At 50.1% G+C, this 20,247-nt stretch carries 18 protein-coding genes and 2 pseudogenes; 9 read left to right on the top strand and 11 right to left on the bottom strand.

The window, feature by feature from the left end; all coding sequences use genetic code 11:
• A partial coding sequence (locus BG842_RS01695; RefSeq protein WP_139135980.1) for an NACHT domain-containing NTPase occupies nucleotides 1–1,909 on the bottom strand: 1,909 nt, incomplete at its 3' end.
• Nucleotides 1,910–2,223: 314 nt separating this feature from the next.
• On the opposite strand from BG842_RS01695, the gene BG842_RS29465 reads away from it, so the two are divergent.
• Entirely contained in the window at nucleotides 2,224–2,385 is a 162-nt protein-coding gene (locus tag BG842_RS29465) for a hypothetical protein (protein WP_175424056.1), read from the top strand.
• Between the two features lie 464 nt (nucleotides 2,386–2,849).
• Here BG842_RS29465 and BG842_RS01690 read toward each other — a convergent pair whose 3' ends face one another.
• The 8 genes from BG842_RS01690 to dndC all read right to left on the bottom strand — a co-directional run bounded on the left by BG842_RS01690 (nucleotide 2,850) and on the right by dndC (nucleotide 12,667).
• Nucleotides 2,850–3,317, bottom strand: a complete 468-nt coding sequence (locus BG842_RS01690; protein WP_069449428.1) for a hypothetical protein — start codon at nucleotides 3,315–3,317, stop codon at nucleotides 2,850–2,852.
• A 3-nt stretch (nucleotides 3,318–3,320) separates the two neighbouring features.
• Entirely contained in the window at nucleotides 3,321–5,249 is a 1,929-nt protein-coding gene (locus BG842_RS01685) for an AAA family ATPase (protein ID WP_069449427.1), read from the bottom strand.
• A complete protein-coding gene (locus BG842_RS01680; RefSeq protein ID WP_069449426.1) occupies nucleotides 5,239–5,430 on the bottom strand; it encodes a CxC ATPase DNA modification system associated small protein in 192 nt (63 codons plus the stop codon). Before BG842_RS01680 ends, BG842_RS01685 begins: the two co-directional genes overlap by 11 nt.
• Nucleotides 5,431–5,432: 2 nt before the next feature.
• On the bottom strand, nucleotides 5,433–7,391 hold the full coding sequence (locus BG842_RS01675) for a DEAD/DEAH box helicase family protein (protein WP_083252393.1): 1,959 nt from the start codon (nucleotides 7,389–7,391) through the stop codon (nucleotides 5,433–5,435).
• Nucleotides 7,392–7,485: 94 nt separating this feature from the next.
• Complete coding sequence (locus tag BG842_RS01670; RefSeq protein ID WP_069449424.1) at nucleotides 7,486–8,667, bottom strand: cysteine desulfurase family protein; 1,182 nt, start codon at nucleotides 8,665–8,667, stop codon at nucleotides 7,486–7,488.
• Between the two features lie 10 nt (nucleotides 8,668–8,677).
• On the bottom strand, nucleotides 8,678–9,076 hold the full coding sequence (gene dndE / locus BG842_RS26895) for a DNA sulfur modification protein DndE (RefSeq protein ID WP_083252392.1): 399 nt from the start codon (nucleotides 9,074–9,076) through the stop codon (nucleotides 8,678–8,680).
• Complete coding sequence (gene dndD, locus BG842_RS01665; RefSeq protein ID WP_069449423.1) at nucleotides 9,069–11,150, bottom strand: DNA sulfur modification protein DndD; 2,082 nt, start codon at nucleotides 11,148–11,150, stop codon at nucleotides 9,069–9,071. The genes dndE and dndD overlap by 8 nt, the downstream gene beginning before the upstream one ends.
• Nucleotides 11,151–11,152: 2 nt before the next feature.
• A complete protein-coding gene (dndC, locus tag BG842_RS01660) occupies nucleotides 11,153–12,667 on the bottom strand; it encodes a DNA phosphorothioation system sulfurtransferase DndC (protein ID WP_083252391.1) in 1,515 nt (504 codons plus the stop codon).
• Nucleotides 12,668–12,811: 144 nt separating this feature from the next.
• On the opposite strand from dndC, the pseudogene BG842_RS26890 reads away from it, so the two are divergent.
• From BG842_RS26890 to BG842_RS01610, 8 genes and pseudogenes are all read left to right on the top strand, one after another.
• Nucleotides 12,812–12,961, top strand: a pseudogene (locus BG842_RS26890) (ISH3 family transposase); the annotation flags it as partial.
• A gap of 124 nt (nucleotides 12,962–13,085) precedes the next feature.
• The gene (locus BG842_RS26885; RefSeq protein WP_083252389.1) at nucleotides 13,086–14,843 is read left to right on the top strand and encodes a PQQ-binding-like beta-propeller repeat protein; all 1,758 of its coding nucleotides are present in this window, start codon (nucleotides 13,086–13,088) and stop codon (nucleotides 14,841–14,843) included.
• An 848-nt stretch (nucleotides 14,844–15,691) separates the two neighbouring features.
• On the top strand, nucleotides 15,692–16,216 hold the full coding sequence (locus BG842_RS01650; RefSeq protein ID WP_083252388.1) for a PH domain-containing protein: 525 nt from the start codon (nucleotides 15,692–15,694) through the stop codon (nucleotides 16,214–16,216).
• Between the two features lie 108 nt (nucleotides 16,217–16,324).
• Nucleotides 16,325–16,492: a DUF1931 domain-containing protein gene (locus BG842_RS01645; RefSeq protein WP_069449420.1), complete on the top strand. Its 168-nt coding sequence runs from the start codon at nucleotides 16,325–16,327 to the stop codon at nucleotides 16,490–16,492.
• A 1,082-nt stretch (nucleotides 16,493–17,574) separates the two neighbouring features.
• Nucleotides 17,575–17,856, top strand: a complete 282-nt coding sequence (locus tag BG842_RS01630; RefSeq protein WP_069449419.1) for a hypothetical protein — start codon at nucleotides 17,575–17,577, stop codon at nucleotides 17,854–17,856.
• A gap of 109 nt (nucleotides 17,857–17,965) precedes the next feature.
• On the top strand, nucleotides 17,966–18,532 hold the full coding sequence (locus tag BG842_RS01625; RefSeq protein ID WP_069449418.1) for a helix-turn-helix domain-containing protein: 567 nt from the start codon (nucleotides 17,966–17,968) through the stop codon (nucleotides 18,530–18,532).
• Nucleotides 18,532–18,849, top strand: coding sequence for a hypothetical protein (locus BG842_RS01620; RefSeq protein WP_069449417.1), 318 nt, complete (start codon nucleotides 18,532–18,534; stop codon nucleotides 18,847–18,849). Before BG842_RS01625 ends, BG842_RS01620 begins: the two co-directional genes overlap by 1 nt.
• Nucleotides 18,850–19,216: 367 nt before the next feature.
• Nucleotides 19,217–19,426, top strand: a pseudogene (locus BG842_RS01610) (MFS transporter); the annotation flags it as partial.
• A gap of 17 nt (nucleotides 19,427–19,443) precedes the next feature.
• On the opposite strand, the gene BG842_RS01605 reads toward BG842_RS01610, so the two are convergent.
• Complete coding sequence (locus BG842_RS01605) at nucleotides 19,444–20,040, bottom strand: amylo-alpha-1,6-glucosidase (protein WP_394327449.1); 597 nt, start codon at nucleotides 20,038–20,040, stop codon at nucleotides 19,444–19,446.
• A 109-nt stretch (nucleotides 20,041–20,149) separates the two neighbouring features.
• Nucleotides 20,150–20,247: hypothetical protein (locus BG842_RS30855; protein WP_254662828.1), on the bottom strand; the 98-nt coding region annotated here is incomplete at its 5' end.

The following is a 20,247-nucleotide window of genomic DNA, read 5'->3' as shown; positions in this document are numbered from 1 at the left end:
CGGTGAGCGCTGCAATCTGGACAGTGGACAACTGCAGAACTAAGTGGACAAGTGATTTCGGGTCGGCATCGCTTGTCGAGAAATCCACATCCCGGAGGACGTGGAGGATCGCTTCTTCGTCATCGGTGACATGATCACGAAGGAACTGGAGCTTTTCTGCGGAAAGAGTATCAAATATTCCGAGTTGATTGAGCGGGTCGATCCATTCAGTACCAAGTCTGTGAAGGACATAGGACTCAAACCAAATATGGGTTTCAAGCTGCCGAAATACTAATTTAATAGTTCCAGCATCAAGTTTGCTCGGACCGGCCTGTAGAATGAGAGCCAGGGTTCTTGACTTTATGAAGAGACCAAGATTAGACCCATCAATCAGACTCTGTATTAATTCCGCCGAGGACTCCACACTGTCCTCTCGATAGATTTTTTCCAGCCAACTTAGCACCTCGATGAACTGAAGATCCGTTTTGTACCCTGGATTTTCTAGCGGGGTCTCATCAGTGAGCCCGAATGCTTGATTGGCCAACTCCCATGCGGCGAAATATAAACGAATCTGTTCATGTCTGAATTTATACCTTTCTCGCTTGTGCTTCCTAATGACGTCTCTCGCAATGAGACGCTGAACGACGGGTTTGTGCTTTTTGACTTGGAACGTCGACTTGCCACTTTTTAAGGACTCTTGCGCATATCGCGTCGCCTCGGCGACCATGGTCTGGTCTACCTGCCCACCGAGCCTATCCTCCTTCTCGAGGGACTCCCGAAACCGATGCCATAGTCGAATCTCCGATTTGATGTCTTCCAAATTCGCATTTGGGGCGTCACGGATCATTTCCGCAACGAACGAGAGGTAGAGCGGGTTCGTGCACAAATCGACTATTGCAGGTGTTGGTTTAGAGATTCCTAAACTGTCAAGTATACGGCAAACTTCCTCGTCAGAGAGCGCTTCTACCTTGATGTCGCGGAACGTCTCACGTAAGGAATCAAATTCGTGTTGCTCGTAATCCCACGCTCGACACGCGGTGAGGACAGTAACATCCTCCATATCGGACACCCTGTGGAGGATATTCGCCCATTTCCTTCGTGCTCTATTATCGCCGAGCCGATCGAGCGAATCGACAGTAAGAAGAACCGATGCCGATTGACCAAGAATGTAATTCAACACACGATCGAGATTGTTCGAGAGGCCAGTAATTTTCGAGAGATCATCTACTTGTGTGAATTGTGCCGCGTCAATGAAAACACAATTTGAGTCCTCGTTGGCTACAGTAAACTTTCTAGCAGCTCGGGTGATCACACTAGATTTTCCTGCCCCTGCCTCGCCAGTGACGAAGACCGATGTACCAGATGATACCAACTCTAAGATCTGGCTCACCTGTTCTTCATGAAACTGTTCATTGAGCCCCTCACTGGTATAAGTTGTTTGCAGCGACTCCTGGGTGAGTTGGTCTACCCTCTCTTGATCCTCACGTAACGTATCGTAGTAAGCGGTAAATTGGGTGAAGAAATCCTCTTGCCGCATGTTCATCCGAATAATGTATTCATAGAGTATTGGGGTTGCCCGATCAGGATAATTCATCAACCTACGTTCAAAATCTTTGATAAATGCCTCGATGATTGTTTCTGAGTCTGCTTTCACATCCAATTGTTTTTTCTGAAAGATTGAATCGAGTTGATCAGCTGCCTTAGCAGTTGCCTCTGCTGGGTCTAGGTAGTACTTGCCATCGTGGTCAAAAGCTTGCTTCAGATAGCCCGGTGTCAGAGAGTACTCGTGGGATATCTTCTTGTCTGATTTATTCAAATCCCTCTTCACCTGTACGTACCTCTTTCCTTTGCCGATAACACCAGAGACGATCGGACCGATGAGTGCCCCTCCAATCTTTTCAATTACGGTTATAGTAATCGGATCTGGCATCCTACATCCACCTCTGTGCGCTGATTTGCATACCAGTTCTGGACTGACTACTGATGTTCAGTTGACCATTCTTTTGGAACCGACTAGTTATTTCATTGACAATCTGTTTGCTATTCTTTGCTCCCATCACCATGTCTGCCGCCAGTGATTCCATGGTGGGGAAAGTCAAGAGCAAGGTGAGGGATCTTACGTATCTCATTGTGGTTCCCAACTGTGTATCCACAACATATGAATCAATAAATATGTCTGAAACTGAATTTTCAAGTCATTAAGAAATACTGTCGTCATATGCATGGCAGAAATGCTAGTCCAGATTGGAGGACCAGAAACGCGATGCGAAATTCTACGACTACGAAGCCAGCAACGACTACGAACTCACACCCGAACGTAAGACGCTCATCCTGAAAGCCACCTACGGCCTCGCACTCACTGCCGACAACTGTACTGATGACTTTGTTCGCGATGAACGAGTCTGAGAACTCGCGAATGACTGGCTGGGATTCGAGACACTCCGCCAGTTCTGGGGAATGGTCGACTACATTCCAGATGTCCGCTTTGAACGGAGAGGGAGAGATGTACCTCCGCTGAACATCCGAGGTGTTTCTTGCGTTGTACCTTCGGCTTATCTTCGCAATCACTAACCATGAACGAGGAGACAATCCGGGCGGAGAGATGCTCAAGGTATGAGGAGAATTCTATGACACCATCAGGTTTCGTGCACAGATTGATTCGGGTATCCCGGGCCCATCCACTTCCGCTTAGTAAATAAGAAGAACTGGGTACGGGAGTGAAGCACGACTTTGACCTGATTTTCGAGTACAACAATCCGTTTACAGAGGATATGCTGGAAGTTGAGTGTTCAACTTGGATCAACCAGTTCGGCGACCGGTTTCACCCATTCCCTTTTACTATACCCTGAACTCAATTACTGAACAGCGAATCAGTCCTCTCCCAAGGTTTCGAGCAGGCTATGATACTGTTCGAGGAACTCGTCAAGCCCTGGCGGCGTAGATATCTCGCTGCGGATCAGTTTGAACCCTTTCTCGCCGTAGCAATTGAGCACGGTCGTCCCATAGTCGGAGAGCCGAGTGTGCGACGAGGAATCCAGGATCTTCAGCATCATCTCCCGGATCTCGTCCTGCTCGTCCCATGGAATACCTTCACGTTCAACCTCCGCGACGATCAGCGCGGAGTAGATCTCGTATTTCTGGTCCTGGTAGTCCTGGATGACGTCGGTCATGAACTCTTCTGATGGTTCTTCATCTTCAGAGACCCGGCTTCGATCCTTAATCCCGGCCATAGCCGACAAGTAGTACTGGTCCCAGAGCGTGTTGAACGAGCCTGTGGTGCTTTTTTCCTCGATCTGTCGGAAGTAGCTGCGTGCCTCAGTGCTTAGTCGGAACGACATGATTTACGCGGCCTCCTGGAGTTCTTCCTCTGACTGGAACTCCATGAAGAAGTCTTTCGAGGAGTGTCTCTCGATTTCTCCGGGTGTTTGCGTCTTGTGGATAGTGAGGTATTGGATGTCGTCGGATTCGAGTTCGTCAACAAACCGTTCGCGTTCCGGTGAGATCACGAAGATGATGAGCTGGTCGAAAAGCCCAGAGATGATGTGTGCAACATCGTCGCGGCGATCGTAGTCGATACTGACTGCGGGACTGTCGATGATGAACGGGACGTTGATAGCCGAGTCCTCGAACAGGGTGGAGAGGTAGGCGTATGCGATCGAAAGGCTTTGGCCTTCGGATGCGCCGTCTCGTCCTTCGATGACGATCGAGTTGTCGATGTCTTGGACTTGGACTTTGGAGCGGCCGAGAATCTGCTCCAGTTTCTTGTTGGTTTCGTCGATTTGCTGCTGCTTGAGGGATGCTAGGCATTTCTCGATAAAGTCATCCAGGATGCTTTCCAGAATTGCTGCCTTCTTAGCAAAGTTGACGGTGCCGCTGGCCTCGTTGAGCTCCTTCTTGTACTGTTTGCGTTTCCGTTTGCAGAGCGGGATGTTGTTCTTCCAGTCAAGGCCGAACTCATTCTGTTCGCTTTTGTCGTTGGTTTTTAGCCTTCGGAGTTCCTCCTGTTTGTCGTCACGGGCCTGCTCCTCCTCTGTCCGCTTTTCGACGATTTCTTCGAGTTTCTCGTTCAGGTTGGGGTCGTCGAGATCGGCTGCGAGGGCGGCTTGTTTCTGCTCTTTCTGTTGAAGTTGGACGCGGAGGTCTTCCAATTTGGCGAAGATGTCGTCGTAGTCTTCGTAGTCGGGGATCGTCCGGAGATTATCTTTAAGCGAGTTGAGGACGCCGATAGCCTGCTCCGTAAGGTATTTGTCAGAGTTTTTTAAAATCGCCTGCTCTTCCCTCGAGGTTATTTCTCTGCCGCAGATACATTCGTCTCCTTCAGCTAGTTCAGTGAAAAACTCCCGTGACGTGGATTTGGGGAGCTTCATGATGTTCATGTTCTTCAGGAGTTTCCCCATATCGTCGTGAATACTCTGGTTGAGCCGGCTGGGATTCCGCATCCGGCTTAATAGCTTGGAAGTCTCGTTTTCTAGATCAGATCGAATGTCTTGAATGGCTTCTTCCAGTTCTTTATCACGGTCCAGCAGATCTTCATTCTCCGCCAGGATTTTTTGCCGTCGTTCGCTGAGGCTTTCGATCTCTGCCTTGTGTCGTTCAATTTCCTCTTCGAGAGATTCTTCCTTTTCTTGGAGTTCTTCGAGTCGTTCCTCGGTTGTTGCGAGCCGGGATTGGATGTTTTTGTAGCCCTGTTCCGTGGTGACGTTCTTGTTTTCCTGGCGTTTTTCAACAACGTTCTCGATCTGGTTTCGCTGGTTCTCCAATCGGTTGAGGTAGTTGACGATTTTGAGTGCGTTCTCGGCTTCGTCGCTACCTCTCTCGATGAAGTCCTCGGTGAGTTCGCCGTTGAACACGAAGAGGTCGACGAAGTCCTCAGTAAGTACGTTCTCGAGTTCATTCGGGATGAAGTGTCCAGGCGTGTCTCCGCCTCCGACCTCTTGAGGTTTGATGTGGCGGTAGGAGTAGTCGCCGATCTCGTAGTCTAGTTCGAGGCGTAGAGTGAAGATATCGTCAGGGGATTCGAAGTCAACCTCGAAGGATCCCTGTATGGCGTCGAAGTCGTTAGGCTGGTACGACCGGACCTCTTCCTCGGTTAGCTCGTTGCCGAGGAGAAGCGTCCGGATAAGACCCATTGTAGTGGTTTTCCCGGTACCATTCGGCATTTGCACCAGGGAGATGTGGTGGGGGTCGCCGTTAGACCGGGTGAGGTCGAGTTTTAGGTCTTCAAATTCGCGGATATTCTCGTACCGGATGCTTTTGATCTTAAGATCCATCAAGCTCATCCTCCTCTGGAAGTTCAACGCTGTCGATCAGCCGATCCAGCGATGTGTTTCCCAGGTTATCCTCGATCGTGTTCTGGTAGAATTTCAGGAACCGGTCTTTGAAATCTTCTGACTGATTGTGCTCCTCTATGACTTGCTCTGCTATCCGTTCTATCTCTGATTGGGTCGACATGGTTAGTACTCCTCCCGTGTCACTTGGCTAAGGTTCATAAGCCATTCGTAGCGGTCTCGGTCTGGTGGCATTTCATCTTTCTCCTCGTCGTCTAATTCTTCGATGTCGCTCCTAACAACGAAATCGACTATGTTAGCTGTTTTTTCTGGGTTGTCGGGATCGGTTCTTAGTGCGCGTCCAATTCTCTGGATAGTAGTTCCTTTGGATCTATCAGAAGTGAACAAAATAATGTTTCTTACGGATTGTATGTCGATACCTTCGGAGATTGCTCTGCTGGAGACTAGCGTGGAAATTTTTCCTTTGGAGAAGTCGTCCAGGTTTTGTTCGTCATCTTCGCCATAGTAGGTACGGTAGCTCTTGGTGTAGTCGTGGATGATGTCCTGCACCTTTTTCCCATATTTTTTGGTTTCGACGAAGATGAGGCAGGCTTCGAGGACATCTGGGTTTTTCTCGAGTAGTCGTTTGAACGGCGGGAGTTTTTCCTCGGATTCTTTCCGGACGCGGGCAAGCATCATGTAGAGTCGGCTTTTCGGAAGGGACGGATTTTCCTGTTTCATACCTTGGTATCGGCCGAATACGGCTTGCTGTTTCTCTTTGTCTTCCTCTGACAGCTGGTAGAATAATGGTGTGTAGTCTAGTTCACAGAGGATTCCGCGGCGGATTGCATCATCGAGTCCGAACTCGTAGACGACTGGCCCAATTTCGTCTCGAATGAAGTCGTTTCGTTGAGGGTCGTATGGGTCGAAGGGTGTGGCACTGAGTCCGAGGCGATAGGGGAAGACGTCGAGTTTCCCGGTGAGGGACTCCTGTCTGGTTGGGGAGCCGATATTGTGGACTTCGTCGCAGATCAGGAGTGCCCGGTTCAGTTTGTTGTGGGTGTCTCCATCGATGCATTCGTCCAGATTATCGTAGGATATGATCAGGGCTTCCAGCTGGTCCCGGTTCCGGGTAAGGAAGGTCCCGAGTTGTTTGTCACCGCCGAACTCTTTATACACTAGCAAGTCTGTGGAGTCGAAGTTGCGGATCAGGGTGCTGTACCACTGGTTGAGGAGGTCGTTGCCGTAGGTGGCTACGACGATGTTCTCCACTTCATCCTGCATTAGGAGGCGGTCCAGGATTTTGAGGGAGGTCCGTGTTTTCCCGGTCCCGGTTGCCATATGAAGGATGCCGTAGCCTTGTTCAAGAAAGGCGTTGACTGCTTCTTCCTGGTGTCTCCACCTGAAGGCGCTTTTCGCCTTCCTTTCCTCAGGCGGATCGTTGTAGGGACGGTTGTCTTGGTCTCTAAGTTCGGCGATGTCAAGCGCAATGCTGTCTGGCAGTGAGAGGCTGTATACCCCTTTTTTCTTGTTGTTCCAGATTTCGTCGAACCGGCGTTCGTGTCTCTCGATTCGTTGGAGGTCGCGTTCGGAGTCCCATCCGATGAAGACTGAGTAGGATTCGTAGTTGGAGAAGCCTTGTTGGCTGTCGTTTTGTGAGCCGTGGAATGCTATTTTGTCGCCGTTTTCGTCGGTGACGATCCCCCATTTGTCGTGGAAGGCTCCTCCGAGTTCTTCGCCGGTGATGGCGATCTTGATTTCTAGGAGACCGTCTGCGATCATCCAGGCGATCGTGTTCAGCGTCTCTTCTTCTAGGCCTTCCTCTATGTCCCGGACAAGATGAGTAAGTCGGTTGTAGAGTTCCTGATTTCTTCGTGCTTCTTCTCCTTTTTGCAGGGCCTCCCAGTCTTCTTCGGAAAGCTGGGGACTGATAATCCATTTTGCTGTCCCCCCGTTTCCTGCTAGGCCTTTGAGCCCTCGTGCAGTGAATTGGAACCAGTTGCTGGTGAAGTAGCCAACCCCTCTCTTGTATTCAACTGCATTGCTAAGCGCGGGGTTGTAAAAGTCCTCAGCAAGGTCTACATCTGATGTTTCGACGAGTAACGGCAGATTTAGACTTCTCAACCCCATACGGCCTTCAACCATCTAGCGGAGTATAAACCACTGGATACTTGAATGCTTTGCTGAAGTCATCCTTTTGAGAAAAATACAAGGGCTTGAGGTAGTTTATCGACGGGTGTTAGAGGGTGAGTTTGCGGAGCCTGCCTACAGCCTGGATCACCTGGTCGGTAGTGGACTCGATTTCTTCTTCAGTATTATCCTTCCCAAGCCCAAATCGGATTGCAGAGTGCCATCGTGATTCGTCATTACTGATAGCCTGCAAAACATGGGAAGCTTCTACAGAGCCTGTAGTACAGGCTGATCCAGCCGATACAGCAATATTAGGACGAAGCTTTCGTACAATCGCTTTATTCTCTACTCCTTCAAAGCTGACATTTAGATTATTGGGTAACCTATCACACGTAAAATCCGGGCCATTTAAAGTAACGTCATTCAAGCCTGCATCAATTTGCTCCCACATATCATTCCGAAGACCACGAACGTGACTCACGCGCTCTTCTCTCTCTTGTCCAGCAAGCTGGACTGCTTTCCCCATACCAACAATCCCCGGAACATTAAGTGTGCCAGACCGCCAACCGCGTTCATGGCCACCACCGTGAACAAGAGGCTCAAGTTTCACCTTCGGCCGTCGTCTTCGGATATAGAGGGCACCGACTCCCTTCGGTCCATAGACTTTGTGACCAGAGAGTGACATCAAGTCGACATTCATAGTGTCTACATCGAGGTCAACATACCCGAGTGCCTGAACTGCATCCGTATGAAAGAGAACTTGGTTCTCTTTAGCAATGGAACCCACTTTTTCAATCGGTGTAATCGTCCCGATCTCATTATTTGCAGCCATAATAGAGAGAAGGACCGTCTCCTCTCGAATCGCTGCTTCAATATCTGCCAATGAAACCCGTCCTTCATCATCAACGGGCAGGTAAGTTACCTCAAATCCCTCCTCTTCGAGTTGCTCGCAAACCTCTAGAACTGCCTCGTGCTCCGTGACGACGGTAATTAGATGATTACCATGCCCATGCTTTTTAGCGTACTCTACGGCTCCGCGAATCGCGAGATTATCCGACTCGGTGGCACCACTTGTAAAAATCACCTCTTCCTTGCGGGCATTGATCACTTCTGCAATCCTTGCTCTTGCTTTTTCGACACCCCGGTTCGCCTCTGCACCAAAATCATGATCATCGCTTGCAGGATTGCCATACGTTTCTGTGAAATATGGTTGCATCTCCTCCACAACGCGTTCATCGACGGGTGTCGTGGCGTGGTGGTCGAGGTAGATCGGAGTAATCTCTTCGGTCATATTATTTTGATTAATCCGTCTCTTCTTTCTTGAGTTCTCCGGGCATCATTTCATAGAGGTCGGTTAGGTCTCTAACCCGACCCGATATTTGTTCGACGCCGCGATTGATATGTGCGACAAATTCCTCATAGAAATCATTTTCTGGGTCTTTGTCTTCCGAAATAAGTCGCTCTTGAACGAGTGCGATATAGAGCGGATCATGGTCGCCGAGCAAGAGATATCGGTTAAACTCCTGTCCATTGGCATCATACTCTCCAGGGCTTGGCGGACGGGGTTCACGTAGTGAGTAGCAGAGCCCGATTCGGCAGAGGTAATTACGGGAGAGCTTTGTATCTGCTTTCAAGTTTCGTAGTCGATTCGTAACTCCTTTATCGAGCTGAACACGGTTGAAATCGGTTCCTTTACTCATTATTGAATCCCTCTAGTTCGATTTGTTCGTCGTCGTGTTCGTTTATCTCTGACGTCTCACTACTAGATGCTCTGGACTCCGATGAAGAGGATTCAAAGTATCCACGAGTAATATCTGTTTTTCCTTCATCTTCATCATAATCGAAGTGGTATTCTGCTGCCGTAAAATCGGAGAGGTAGTCATAGTATCCTTCGGTAATCTCGGTATCTGTTGAGAGAACAAGAACTTGATGGGAAGCTTCAGGGAAGAAATTCTTGACGAGATTTTCACGGTGGTCATGGTCAAGTCTGCCCATCGGTGTATCGATTATGAAGGGCAATGGCCGATCTGAAATATCCGCAAGCGCCCATAGTAGGGCTGTTGCGAAAATTTGCCTTTCGCCAGCCGAAAGTTGGGATTGCTCTTTACGGCCTCTATTTGCGGTCTCAATCCAAATCGTGAGTTCATCTTCATCAATATTAACCGATTGATAGAACTCGCTTTTATTTGAAAGCGTTCGGTAACGCTCTGTGAGGACACTCTCAAGACGGTTTAACTTTCGAGTTGCTAATTTCTCGCGGTATTCTTTTACTGCCCTTCGAGTTTTTCGGGCAAGATCTGCACGCTCAGAAATGTCTTCGGCACGTGCCTGCTTTTCGATCACTCTGTCTCGTTCGGTTTCTATGCGAGTGATCTCCGTTTCTATCTCTTCTCGTCTTTCGTCCAATTCTTCGATTTCCTTCGATAATTTTCCTCGTTTTTCGGTTAGTTCATTGATTTCGGTGAGAATTGGTGAGATCGATTCTTCATCTGGGGCACGCGTGAGCTGTTGTTCGATTTTCTGTAGTTGTCGTGTTTTATCCTCATACTTCGCTGATAGTTTTGCCATCCTCTGAGGATCTTGCGTCAGCGCAGAATCCACAATTGTAAACATTTGCTGTCGCTGATTTTCAGAGAAGGAGTTCGCGAGCTGCAGTTCGATGGCCTCGTCGTCAATTTTATCGCTGAGTTCTGCCTGTAGATGAGAGATTAACTTTTGGGATTGGTCTACTGACAGATCAAGATTTGACAACTGGTTAATGTGATCCTCTGTCGCGAATGAGTCTAACTCCTCAATAACTTCTTCCCATGCAACTGTGCGATTGCGAATACGAGTTTCCTCTCGCAATCGATCTTCAACATTCCGACAGAGATCCGGAGCTAAAGTGAACGGGAACGTTCCCATCACAACATTTCGCATTTCCTCTTCAATTGAGGAGATCTCAGACTCAAGAGATGCGCGCTCGTCTTTAAGTTCATTACGTCGCTCTGCAAATGCCCCGCCTTCCTGTGCAAGTGTCTCTTCCTTCTGTGAGATTTTGCGATCGAGCTCAGAGCGATTATCCATCGCTTGAGCAATTTCATGTTCAATCTTATCGAGTTCATCTTCGAGTTCCTCCGTTTCGGCTTCGAACTCTTGAATTTTCTCGGTGAGTTCTCCACTTTCGTCGTCGAGTTTGTTCGATAGGTATATCGAGAGATCGGCTTCAAGCCGATCGACGAGATCAAGACCGAGTAGTGAGAGCAATGAATCCTCGAATCCAGAACCTTCCTCGATAGAGGTGGCAAGTTCCTGTACTTTCTCACCATCGAAGAAAAACAATTGGGAGACTCCCGGTGGAATGAGTTCCTTCAGGAAATCTTCCCACTGTGAAGCATCGAGATCAGTGAGTTCATTTCCATTCCGTTTCACCGTCAAGTCTTCTACGATGCTCTCTCCTCGATCACGCCAACTTCGCTCGACTGAGTAACTCTCACGATCACCAAAGTTCCCATATTCGAAATTCAACCGAACCGAAGCGGTCGAGGATTTCCCGCCTGTTCCATCATGGAGATTACTTCGGATTTCACTCTTGTATTCAGATTGGCTGGTTCGGCGCCCTAAGGCACTACGCCCATGAAGACAGATTTGAATCGCCTGAAAGAGTGTTGTCTTGCCAGATCCGTTTTTCCCACCAAAGAGTATCACCGGCTTATCCGGAGTCGTCCGGAGATCAAACTCATTGTCTCCTCGATACGGACCGAAATTCGAGATAATTAACTTATTGAGTTTCATGATTAGGTCGACAGCTCGTTATAGGCAACATCATAGATCCAACGGTCAAGGTTTTCGTTATCGAAGTCTTCTATTATTTCTTCTGCATCTCGCCAATCTTCCTTGAAGAGTTGGTCGATTTTCTTATAAATTGACGCCCTACGTTTCATCCCATGATGTTGGAGCTCTGTATCGAGCAGTTTCTTCAATAATTTTGGGGGTATGTCATTTTCAGCACTCACTTTATTGAGAACCTCTTCTTCCTCTGCGCTAAATGAGCCTAGGTCATCATCTATCCAATCCAGGCTCTCACCCTTCACTTCTTCATAGATTTTTGGTACGGAGTCTTCCCAATCCGCTTCGTCTGTCCGCCATAATCGGCGGATAGCTTTGAGTTCAGAATCTCGAATTAGCTCAAGATATTCCTGCTCCTCATCGCGGAGTTTATTGACTTCGTCTTCTGTTTCGAGTAGCTTCCGAAGTAGATGTTTTCTGAACTCAAATTTATACGCACGAGGAATGATCTGCCCATCATCTCCGTTGGTTTTACGCTTAACTCGTCCATATCGACGACCCTTCATTTCCCGGTATTTTGGCTTTTCGTCAGGATCCTGAGTGCTTTTTAGTAGATCGCGGAACTCAAGGAGTGGTTCCATCCATTCTTCCCCGCTGTCGATCATATTCTCCATGGCCTTATCTTCGGTTACGACGGTACACGTCCAGCAACCAAATCGGCTATTACCACAGGAGGGTGTCGATGTATCAATTACCATTGGGCATTCGTCGTCTGCTTCCCTGTAGAGTGCGGCAAGATCTCTATTGTTTTTTCCCCAGGGGCAGTCGACTTGAAGAAGATAGTCCCAAACGTCGTCAACAAGAAAGTCCTCGATCGGAGTGTAGACAAATGCGTTAACGAATTTTGAGTGACGGTTGAGAACCGACCCATCGATACTGTGCAAGTTCATCACCTGTTCACGGGTTGCACTTTCGGATTTTCGAGCCCCAAGGACGACGATAGCTTCGCCGTGTTCTGAGACAGTCTCTTGAATGAATGAATCGGCAGGGTCAATCTTCAAGCGGTCTGTACACCACCGAAAGTTCTGATTTGGGGCAGGGTAGCCTCGACCAAGGAGATTCACCCAGAAAGAATCATCGACATTAGGGTACACTTTTCGTGCATTGATAGGAAGGTCCTCTTGTTCCGCATACTCGTTGATGTTCTCTAGCGTTGAAGTTATGTGGTTGACGATCTTGGGTGTCTCAACGAGTGTATCACTCGAGATGACGTACACTGGTTTATCTAACTTCTCGCGTGGAAGTTCGTCAAGTGCATACCAGATAAGTTGGAGAGTTGTGGTAGAGTCCTTCCCACCACTGTAGCCGATTACCCACGGCCGGTCATCACCCAAATACGTTTCTTGGATTTCAGTATGAATTTCCTCTAATGAACGCTTATCAAAGACTGATGGTTTCTTATCAGAGCTATCTGATTCCCCACCAGACGCAGGTTCGCTCTGCTCATTAGCATTTGTCCCCATGGTAATCTCCTATAAGAAATGGGCTTCTCAAGGAACTTAAGCCTGCGCAAAGCCGAGTGAAAGTGATATCACTGCTAAAAGGTTGCGTAATTATTCTCAGTACTTCACAAAGCCGGTTAGTTGAGACGTCTGCTTGCTGAAGATGTGTCCAACAACCAGCAAGCAGATGGTGAAATCCACAGGGACCAGCTGCTTAACTTCCTCGTCAACTCCCCTGACGAGGAAGTTGCTCTCACACTCGGTGAAAACGGCAAACACAAGCGCGAAGAAGCTAAAACGGATCTATTTGGTGCTCATTGGCTTGCGTGTAACGCGGCACCAACCGACCAGTTCTGAAGTAGACATATAAATATTATACCGCTTGTACGCTATTAATCGCCCAAATATTGAAATTAATTGGTCAGAGAGATGCAATCGCATGGCACGTAATAACAGACGAACGTTTCTCAAGACGGTCAGCGGCGTACTTAGTACTAGCAGCGTCGGCAGTGGTATCGCTATCAGCAAAGAAACGGACAATAATCGTCAAACAAAGCCAAGCAAATTGACGAGAAACCAGTCCGAACATCAACACAAGGATAGGAAGAATAAATCCGCGACGAGTGGACCATCTCCATATCCAAAGCTCAGTTGGGCGATGGATTTGAACGGGGGTATGCATATCGCCGATCCAGTGCTTGCTGATGAGATGCTCTTTCTCGCAGTAACAACTCAGAATGGTCCAGTGTCTGGTAAAGGGTATGTCGCTGCTCATGATCCAGTGACGGGTAATGAAATCTGGAAAGAAACTGATCTTCCTGCACCACGGACACCAATAGTCAGCGACGGAAACCTTTACTTTTCTACATCCGTCTGGGAAGATTTCACTGAAGGCGGGTTTTTTGCCCTTGATGCTGATACTGGTGAGCGGAAGTGGAGTCGGACTGATCACCTCGTCTGGTCAGATCCAGTAGTGACATCTGATCGATTATTCACGGTAAAGGGCCAAGCACTAAACGACGAAGGAGAGGTTGCATACGCTCTTGACTCGGAAACGGGCGATACCTTATGGACCTACGAAGATGTTAGCAGTTTTCGACAACGAGTAAGTTACGTTGACGGAACTGTCTTCTACAGAGATGGAACCGCATTAAACGCCGAGGATGGGTCGATAGTGTGGCGCGTGACCGACGAGAACTTCACTCTCTACCAAACAGGTGACAAACTCGTATATGGTATCCGAAGCCACCCTGACCACCAGACTATCGAGGCACGGTCAATGAAAGATGGGACGATTAGGTGGACTGCACAAACGAATACCACTGATCTACGGAGTATACGACTCACGGTCATAGATAAAACGTTACTTTTCATCGAAAGAACTGATGAAGACTCAATCATAACTGCCTATAAGCCAAAATCAGGCAAACAAATATGGCAACGTACGTCAACACTTCCTGTGGCCGGCGACCTCGTGATTGCTAATAAGCGTCTTCTCTTCCGGTCTGGTAAGTGGCGGCCGAGAAAATTAACTGCGCTTGATGCGAAAACAGGTGAACAAGCTTGGAACCATGATTTTCCGGCGTTTCTATTTTCGGGTCCTGTGATTGCCGACGAAACGGCCTACGTCGGTGGTCGATATGAGCCGGTATCCAATTACTCTAAATCACGAGCCTTCATTTGCGCTATCGACGTTACGTCTGGTGAGCGTAAATGGAGCTACCTCATTGACGATTTGGATCAGCGAACGAGCTGGGATGGCGAACCGCCAGCCGCTGGGACGCCCGTCCTAGCAGATGGGCGATTATACACCGCAACGTATCCCGCAGGTTCGACGCTTGATTATGAATACACTCATCTTGCGAATCTCATTGCTCTCGAATCTACCGATCAACAACCGGACACCGATCACCGACTTCCCGGGGGAGAACCACCGGAGGCATGTATCGAAGCTTCTCCCGACCCTGCAAAGACCGATCTTGACCCAGGAGATTGTGTGATCCTCGACGCTTCCTGTTCAATAGATCCAGAGGGGAGTGACCTTCGGTACCAGTGGGCTGTTGACGATGAATTCGAGAGTTATGAAGACTGTATTGAAGTAGCAGTGCCAGCCCGTGGCGAAAAAGCTGTACGTGTTTGGGTTACCGATTCTGATGGATACATCGATGTTGAAAATATCACTATTTCAGCAAATTGATGTAGTGCCAGCCATCGCTATACTAAATGTGTTATCCTCACTGAAGACTCTCCCTCACACTAAGTCGGCAGCGCGGTCAATCGCCCCAATTCACAACTTGGGATCATGGCGTTTACCTCTGCATCCCCGCTGTCGTCGAGCGAGATATTTTGAATAAATATTTCGGTATCCCAAATAAACTCGTTGTTGGCTACCAGATGAAGTCGGGCACGGGGTCACACCAACGACGGCCGATTGCGGAAGTAGTCTTGAGGAGTTGATTTGATAGCCTGGGCGCGCGACGTCTTCTCGCTCACCGGTGACCGCTGCCGGAGGCCGCCAGACGACCGAGGAGGTCGTGCCTTTGCCCCGGAGGGGATATGATATGACCCCCACTGACACCAGCGGCGGGGACGCCCCATGGTGGACGGTCTTCCCGTTCGACGAGCCCTACGACAGTCAAGCACGCGATAGAACACGCGCTCACCGTCGTCCGAGATGGTGGCTACCTCGCGATGGAGGGCGCGTGCGGGACCGGGAAGACAGCAATTGCACTCACCGCCGGGGTGATGATGGTAAAAGACGATGGGTTCTCTCTCTCGCGTCCTGGCGGTGACGCCAGTCGAACAGCAGGTTAAACAGTCCGTTGAGGAGGCGCGCGCTATCAACCACGCACTGCCCCCGTATGAGCCCCCGCTTCTAGGGATTGAACTTGTTGGACGCGCAGACCTCCACCCGTATGTCCGTGAAGACGTTTCTCAACCCGTTGATGAGCGGACGGCTACTGATCGTTCGAGAAATGACCATTTTATTATATTATCTAAAATTTATAAATATACTATTTATTCTCTCATTTACAAATATCTCCTATGGCAACAGAATCACTACCTCATGAAGCGCCATCGCATGCCGACCGAGTCTCAACTGTCCAAGGCGTGACGTTGATGGATGACGAGGAACTGCTGTTCGACCTTTCACCAGCGTGGCAAGGAAAAATGACGCTCAAACGGAGCATATGGTGGGTTATTGCCACCGTCTTTACCGGCGGTCTAGCGCTGTTCTACTTCTGGTACCCAGCACTGAAGATGTATCGTTTGAGCAAAAAGATTCGATACGTGATCACCTCCGAGCGTATCATCGTCACGGACAAGGGCGGACTGCTCGGAACAAAGCGAACCGAAGAATATCCTATTCGAGATATTTCCGACGTTCAGACGAGGGCGACATGGTTTGAGCAACGGGCCAACATTGGATCAGTCACATTCAGCGAACACGACGGTGCGAAAAGCAAGATATCACTGACTTCGATTCCCGATTACGAAGAGGTCGCCTCGACGGTTGGTGCTTATCAGCGTCGGGAGTCGAAGCGGTACCACCACTACGGAGAACGGTAATACCGCAATCGGATGTTAACACTTTCACCAATCTCCCAAACTTAGTAGTCCTTCCTCGACTATTTTTGCCGGTGTCTTTTTGTAGTATTCTACCGTCTGGGCACTTGTATGGCTGATTTGATTGTCAAAGCGGCAGTGAAAGAACAGCTCGAAGGACAGAATGTGGCGAGTGACTTCTACGACGCGCTCGATGAGGAAGTCGCTTCGGTCCTCGACAACGCTGCCCGACGGGCCGAAGAAAACGATCGCAAAACCGTCCAAGCGCGTGATTTGTAGCTACTCATCGCCTCAAGGTAGCATTAACTGCTTTTTTGCTCGTCACTACACAGAACTCATTCGTCTAGGGACTGACCGCTACTCCGGTCGAATCCAGATCACCCGACGCGCCTCGGGCTTCTTCTTCCGAATTTCGCCGTTCTCATGGAGACGGCTAAGAGCGTTATACGCCGACCGTCGCGACCATCCCAGTTCGTCCGCAATCTCGCTCGTCATGTAGGGTTCGGGCGGTTGCATGATTTGCAAGCATATCCGTTGGCTTACGCTCTTGAACGAACCCACCTTCCTTATCCTGAGTGGGACACTACTCTCTTCGCATCACGTGTCTTCCTGTATCAATTTAGCGTTGGCGACAAAGTTAGTATCGTCTACTAACATCATATGGCCTCTCAATGTACCGCGAACTTAGCTGTATAGTTTCAATCATGGCGAACACCCCATTACTTATCCGTATCGCACCCTGCGACACTACATAATGAACCCACCAGATTTCCCGCAATCTCAGTCGGAAATCACCGACGATCTCCCAGCTATCGATTGTGATGCGTGTCAATCTGCTCTCGACCCTGCTAGCCAGCAAGCCGTGTCATTTCTCCTCCTTGATCAGCTTCGAATCCCTGTTCTCAGTTGTGATGACCATCTCGAACAGTTCACTTCGATCTGTGGACTCACCTCTGACGACACAGCGACGCTTCTCCATCACCACCCCGCTGGTGGTATCTCGTGTCCTGGCTGTCGTTTCGCGTCATATTCTGCAGCCCAATCTCTAGTCCCAGTCCAAGACGGGGCGATTGTGCCCATCGCATGTCCAGAACACCAGTCAAAGATTATTCAGCGCTTCCAGACAGGGCTTCAGACCCACCAACAGCTAACGTCTGGTCTCGGTATGACTACCGGCTCTCTACTGTGATTTCTAGCTGGCCACGAGAACAAATAAGACTGTAGTAGTGTTGACCGAGATGAGCTAGAAGGAAGGCGGCGTGCACGGTGGGACGCTACGACCACCTCATTACAACAAAACGAGACTATTCCATCACAACAGAAACCAGAACGCACACGGCAATTCCCACCACCATGTCCCTATGGTACAAACCGTCAACGAACTCCGCAACGACATTCGACAGGCTGTCGGGAGACACGAACGCATTGAATCGACAGCGTTCACGAAAGAGGCCCTTGCAGCAATCTGTACGACTGTACGTTACGATATCGACACACACAATTTGCCCTCCAAATCACAGATGCGGGCTGGTATCCTGTGGAAAATCGGCGAATTGGATGACGATAACCCAGAACAGACTTCACACCCCTTCCGGAAGGGAGAACTCGAAGCAATTGCAGCTGCATTGCAAGACGAGGAGTGACCACCGGGTTTGAAAGTCGATCATAGATCCTGCTCTTTCAAAGCGTCCTTCGATGCCGTTCGCGTTGCGGGAAAAGAGTTAATACACTATCCATATAACATGTATTGTGATGTCGACGGACGACCGAATCTCGACGACTCCCAACCACGAGGAGACGTTCAACGACCTCCTCACCTACGCAGAACTCCTGAACACCCCACAACTGGCCCGCCTCTACATCTACATTCTCCAAAACGGGCCGGTCGCAATCGAGACGATCAAAACGGATCTCGACATGGCTCATTCGACGACCTACAAATACATCGGGCAACTCGAGGAGATGGGTGTGCTGTCCCGCCAAGACGACGAGACACCAGCAATGGTCACTGTGGAGCCGATTCGCCTCCAAATCGAGGCCGAGCATGGAGATGTGACTGCAACACCAACCCTCATCGACGCAATAGGCCGCCAGCACGATACAGAGGACATTCGTGTCTTCGTCGAGCGACAGGGCATTGCTAAACTGGCCGCGGCACTCTACTACACGCTCCGGGTGATGAATGGCGAACTCACACAACGGACTGGGGCATCCAAACTCGGTGTTCACCCCGTCGAGGGAATGACCGTCTTCACTGCGCTACAGGATGTCGTCGAAGAGGCGGCTGACTACGATCCCTATCTGGAGCAGGCTGAATAATGCCAGGTGCGGAGATTCCGAGCGATAGCACCGCAATCATCGACAGTAGTGTCCTGTTCGCGATGGGTGGACCGTCGAACGAGAAATACCAGGCGTTCGAGCGATTCGTTCGCCAGCGGAATCTCACCGTCACAGTCCCCGAACAAGTTGCTGCAGAGTTGGGTGAGAGTCCCGACGCGTACGCCTATCAGCGCGATCGATTGCGAGCAGCCCAAGATGCAGGATGGTTAGAGCCAGGTCGAATTGACTTCTCAACACCACGTGTTCCGGAAGTCGTCGACAAAAACGCGAAGACGGATGTTGAGCCTATCTGCTGATGATGTTACAGAAGACGAGATCGAGAAAACTGATACTATCCTCGCTGGGTTGGCCTATCAATACGTCACTGAAGGCCAAACTCACGTTGCAGTACTTGTGAGCGATACGATCGCGGAGCAAGCGATTCGAGATGTCTTGGTAGCTGTTGGTGTAGAGGACCGAATATCGGTTGTCGAGGGACGAGTTTTATTGAATGAACTTGTTGACCGATAGCGGTGCTAGGCGATTATCTTCCCCTTCACTCCGGGAACTGGATATCCGCAGGCACACGAGTCAGCCCAAGCGTCGTGAAATCCCGGTCAAAGGCGAAGATATGCTCAATGTCGTACTCACGAGCAAGGACTGCACTCGTGTGATCAACAAATGAAATCCTGTCTGAGCAACCTCGTCGATGACGACGATATCGGGGCCGCAACGGCAGGCGGACAGACCGCCATCAACGTCGGCGGACTCGTCGCCCCGCCGGTCTTCGGCATACTGGTCGAACGGTCGGGCTACGGAACCGGATGGGAGCTGTTGGCCGGGGTGACCTGCATCGCGGCGATACTCCTCGTCGTCGTTCGTCGCTCGGCGTGACTACCGGACCAATTCAGCTATCGTGTCTGCCGTACCCCGGTCCAATTCCGTACGCTCTGCAGAAAGCCGAACACACTCCCGGCGCTCCACGCCGCCGGAATACACGCGTCCGGGTGGCGAACCGTCCCCACCGACAGGTCCCTGTCGAAGCCGACCATGAGTTCCGGGAAGCCGAAGCGGTCCGGGAAGTCCGCCCGAACTGTGTCGGACAGTGCCGTCAGCCCTGACACGGCGAGCGATTCGGCGGCTTCGTGGTACCCCCGCTCCGCGAACCCCATCGCGGCGATACTCGTATCGTGCGGCCAGACACTCCCACGATGGTACGAGAGCGGGTCGAACGAATCGTGGGATGCCGCGAACGTTCGAAGGCCCGCCGACGTGAGCATGTCGTCGCTCGTCAGTCGTTCCGCGACCTGCGCGACTCGCTCGTCGCTTCCTAACCCGCCCCAAATCGCGTGACCCTGATTCGACGCCACGCTCGGAATGACGCCTCGGTCGTCGATGCCCAGCGCGTAACACCCCTCCTCGGGAAGCCACAAATGTTCCTCGAACGTCTCGACGAGCGTTTTCGCGGCGTCGTCGCACGCCGCCGCGAGCGGCGAATCGTCTAATATATCAAAATTTGATTTATGGGGCTTTTGCGCGAAGCTAATTCTCGTTTCGTAGCATCGAACGAAACGGTCGATAACCTACCGTAGAAGCGATATCGTTCGGGATCACCGTTCAGTGAACCAGTCCGAGTACCGACGTCGCCGCTTTCTCCACCGCATCCGTGACCTCCTCGGGTGCGTAGACGCCCAACCGCCATTGAGTTCGTTGGG

It is taken from the genome of Haladaptatus sp. W1, from assembly GCF_001723155.1.
Lineage (GTDB): Archaea > Halobacteriota > Halobacteria > Halobacteriales > Haladaptataceae > Haladaptatus > Haladaptatus paucihalophilus.
The sequence above is the reverse complement of the archived record's forward strand: the minus strand, read 5'-3'. Positions and strand labels throughout refer to the sequence as shown.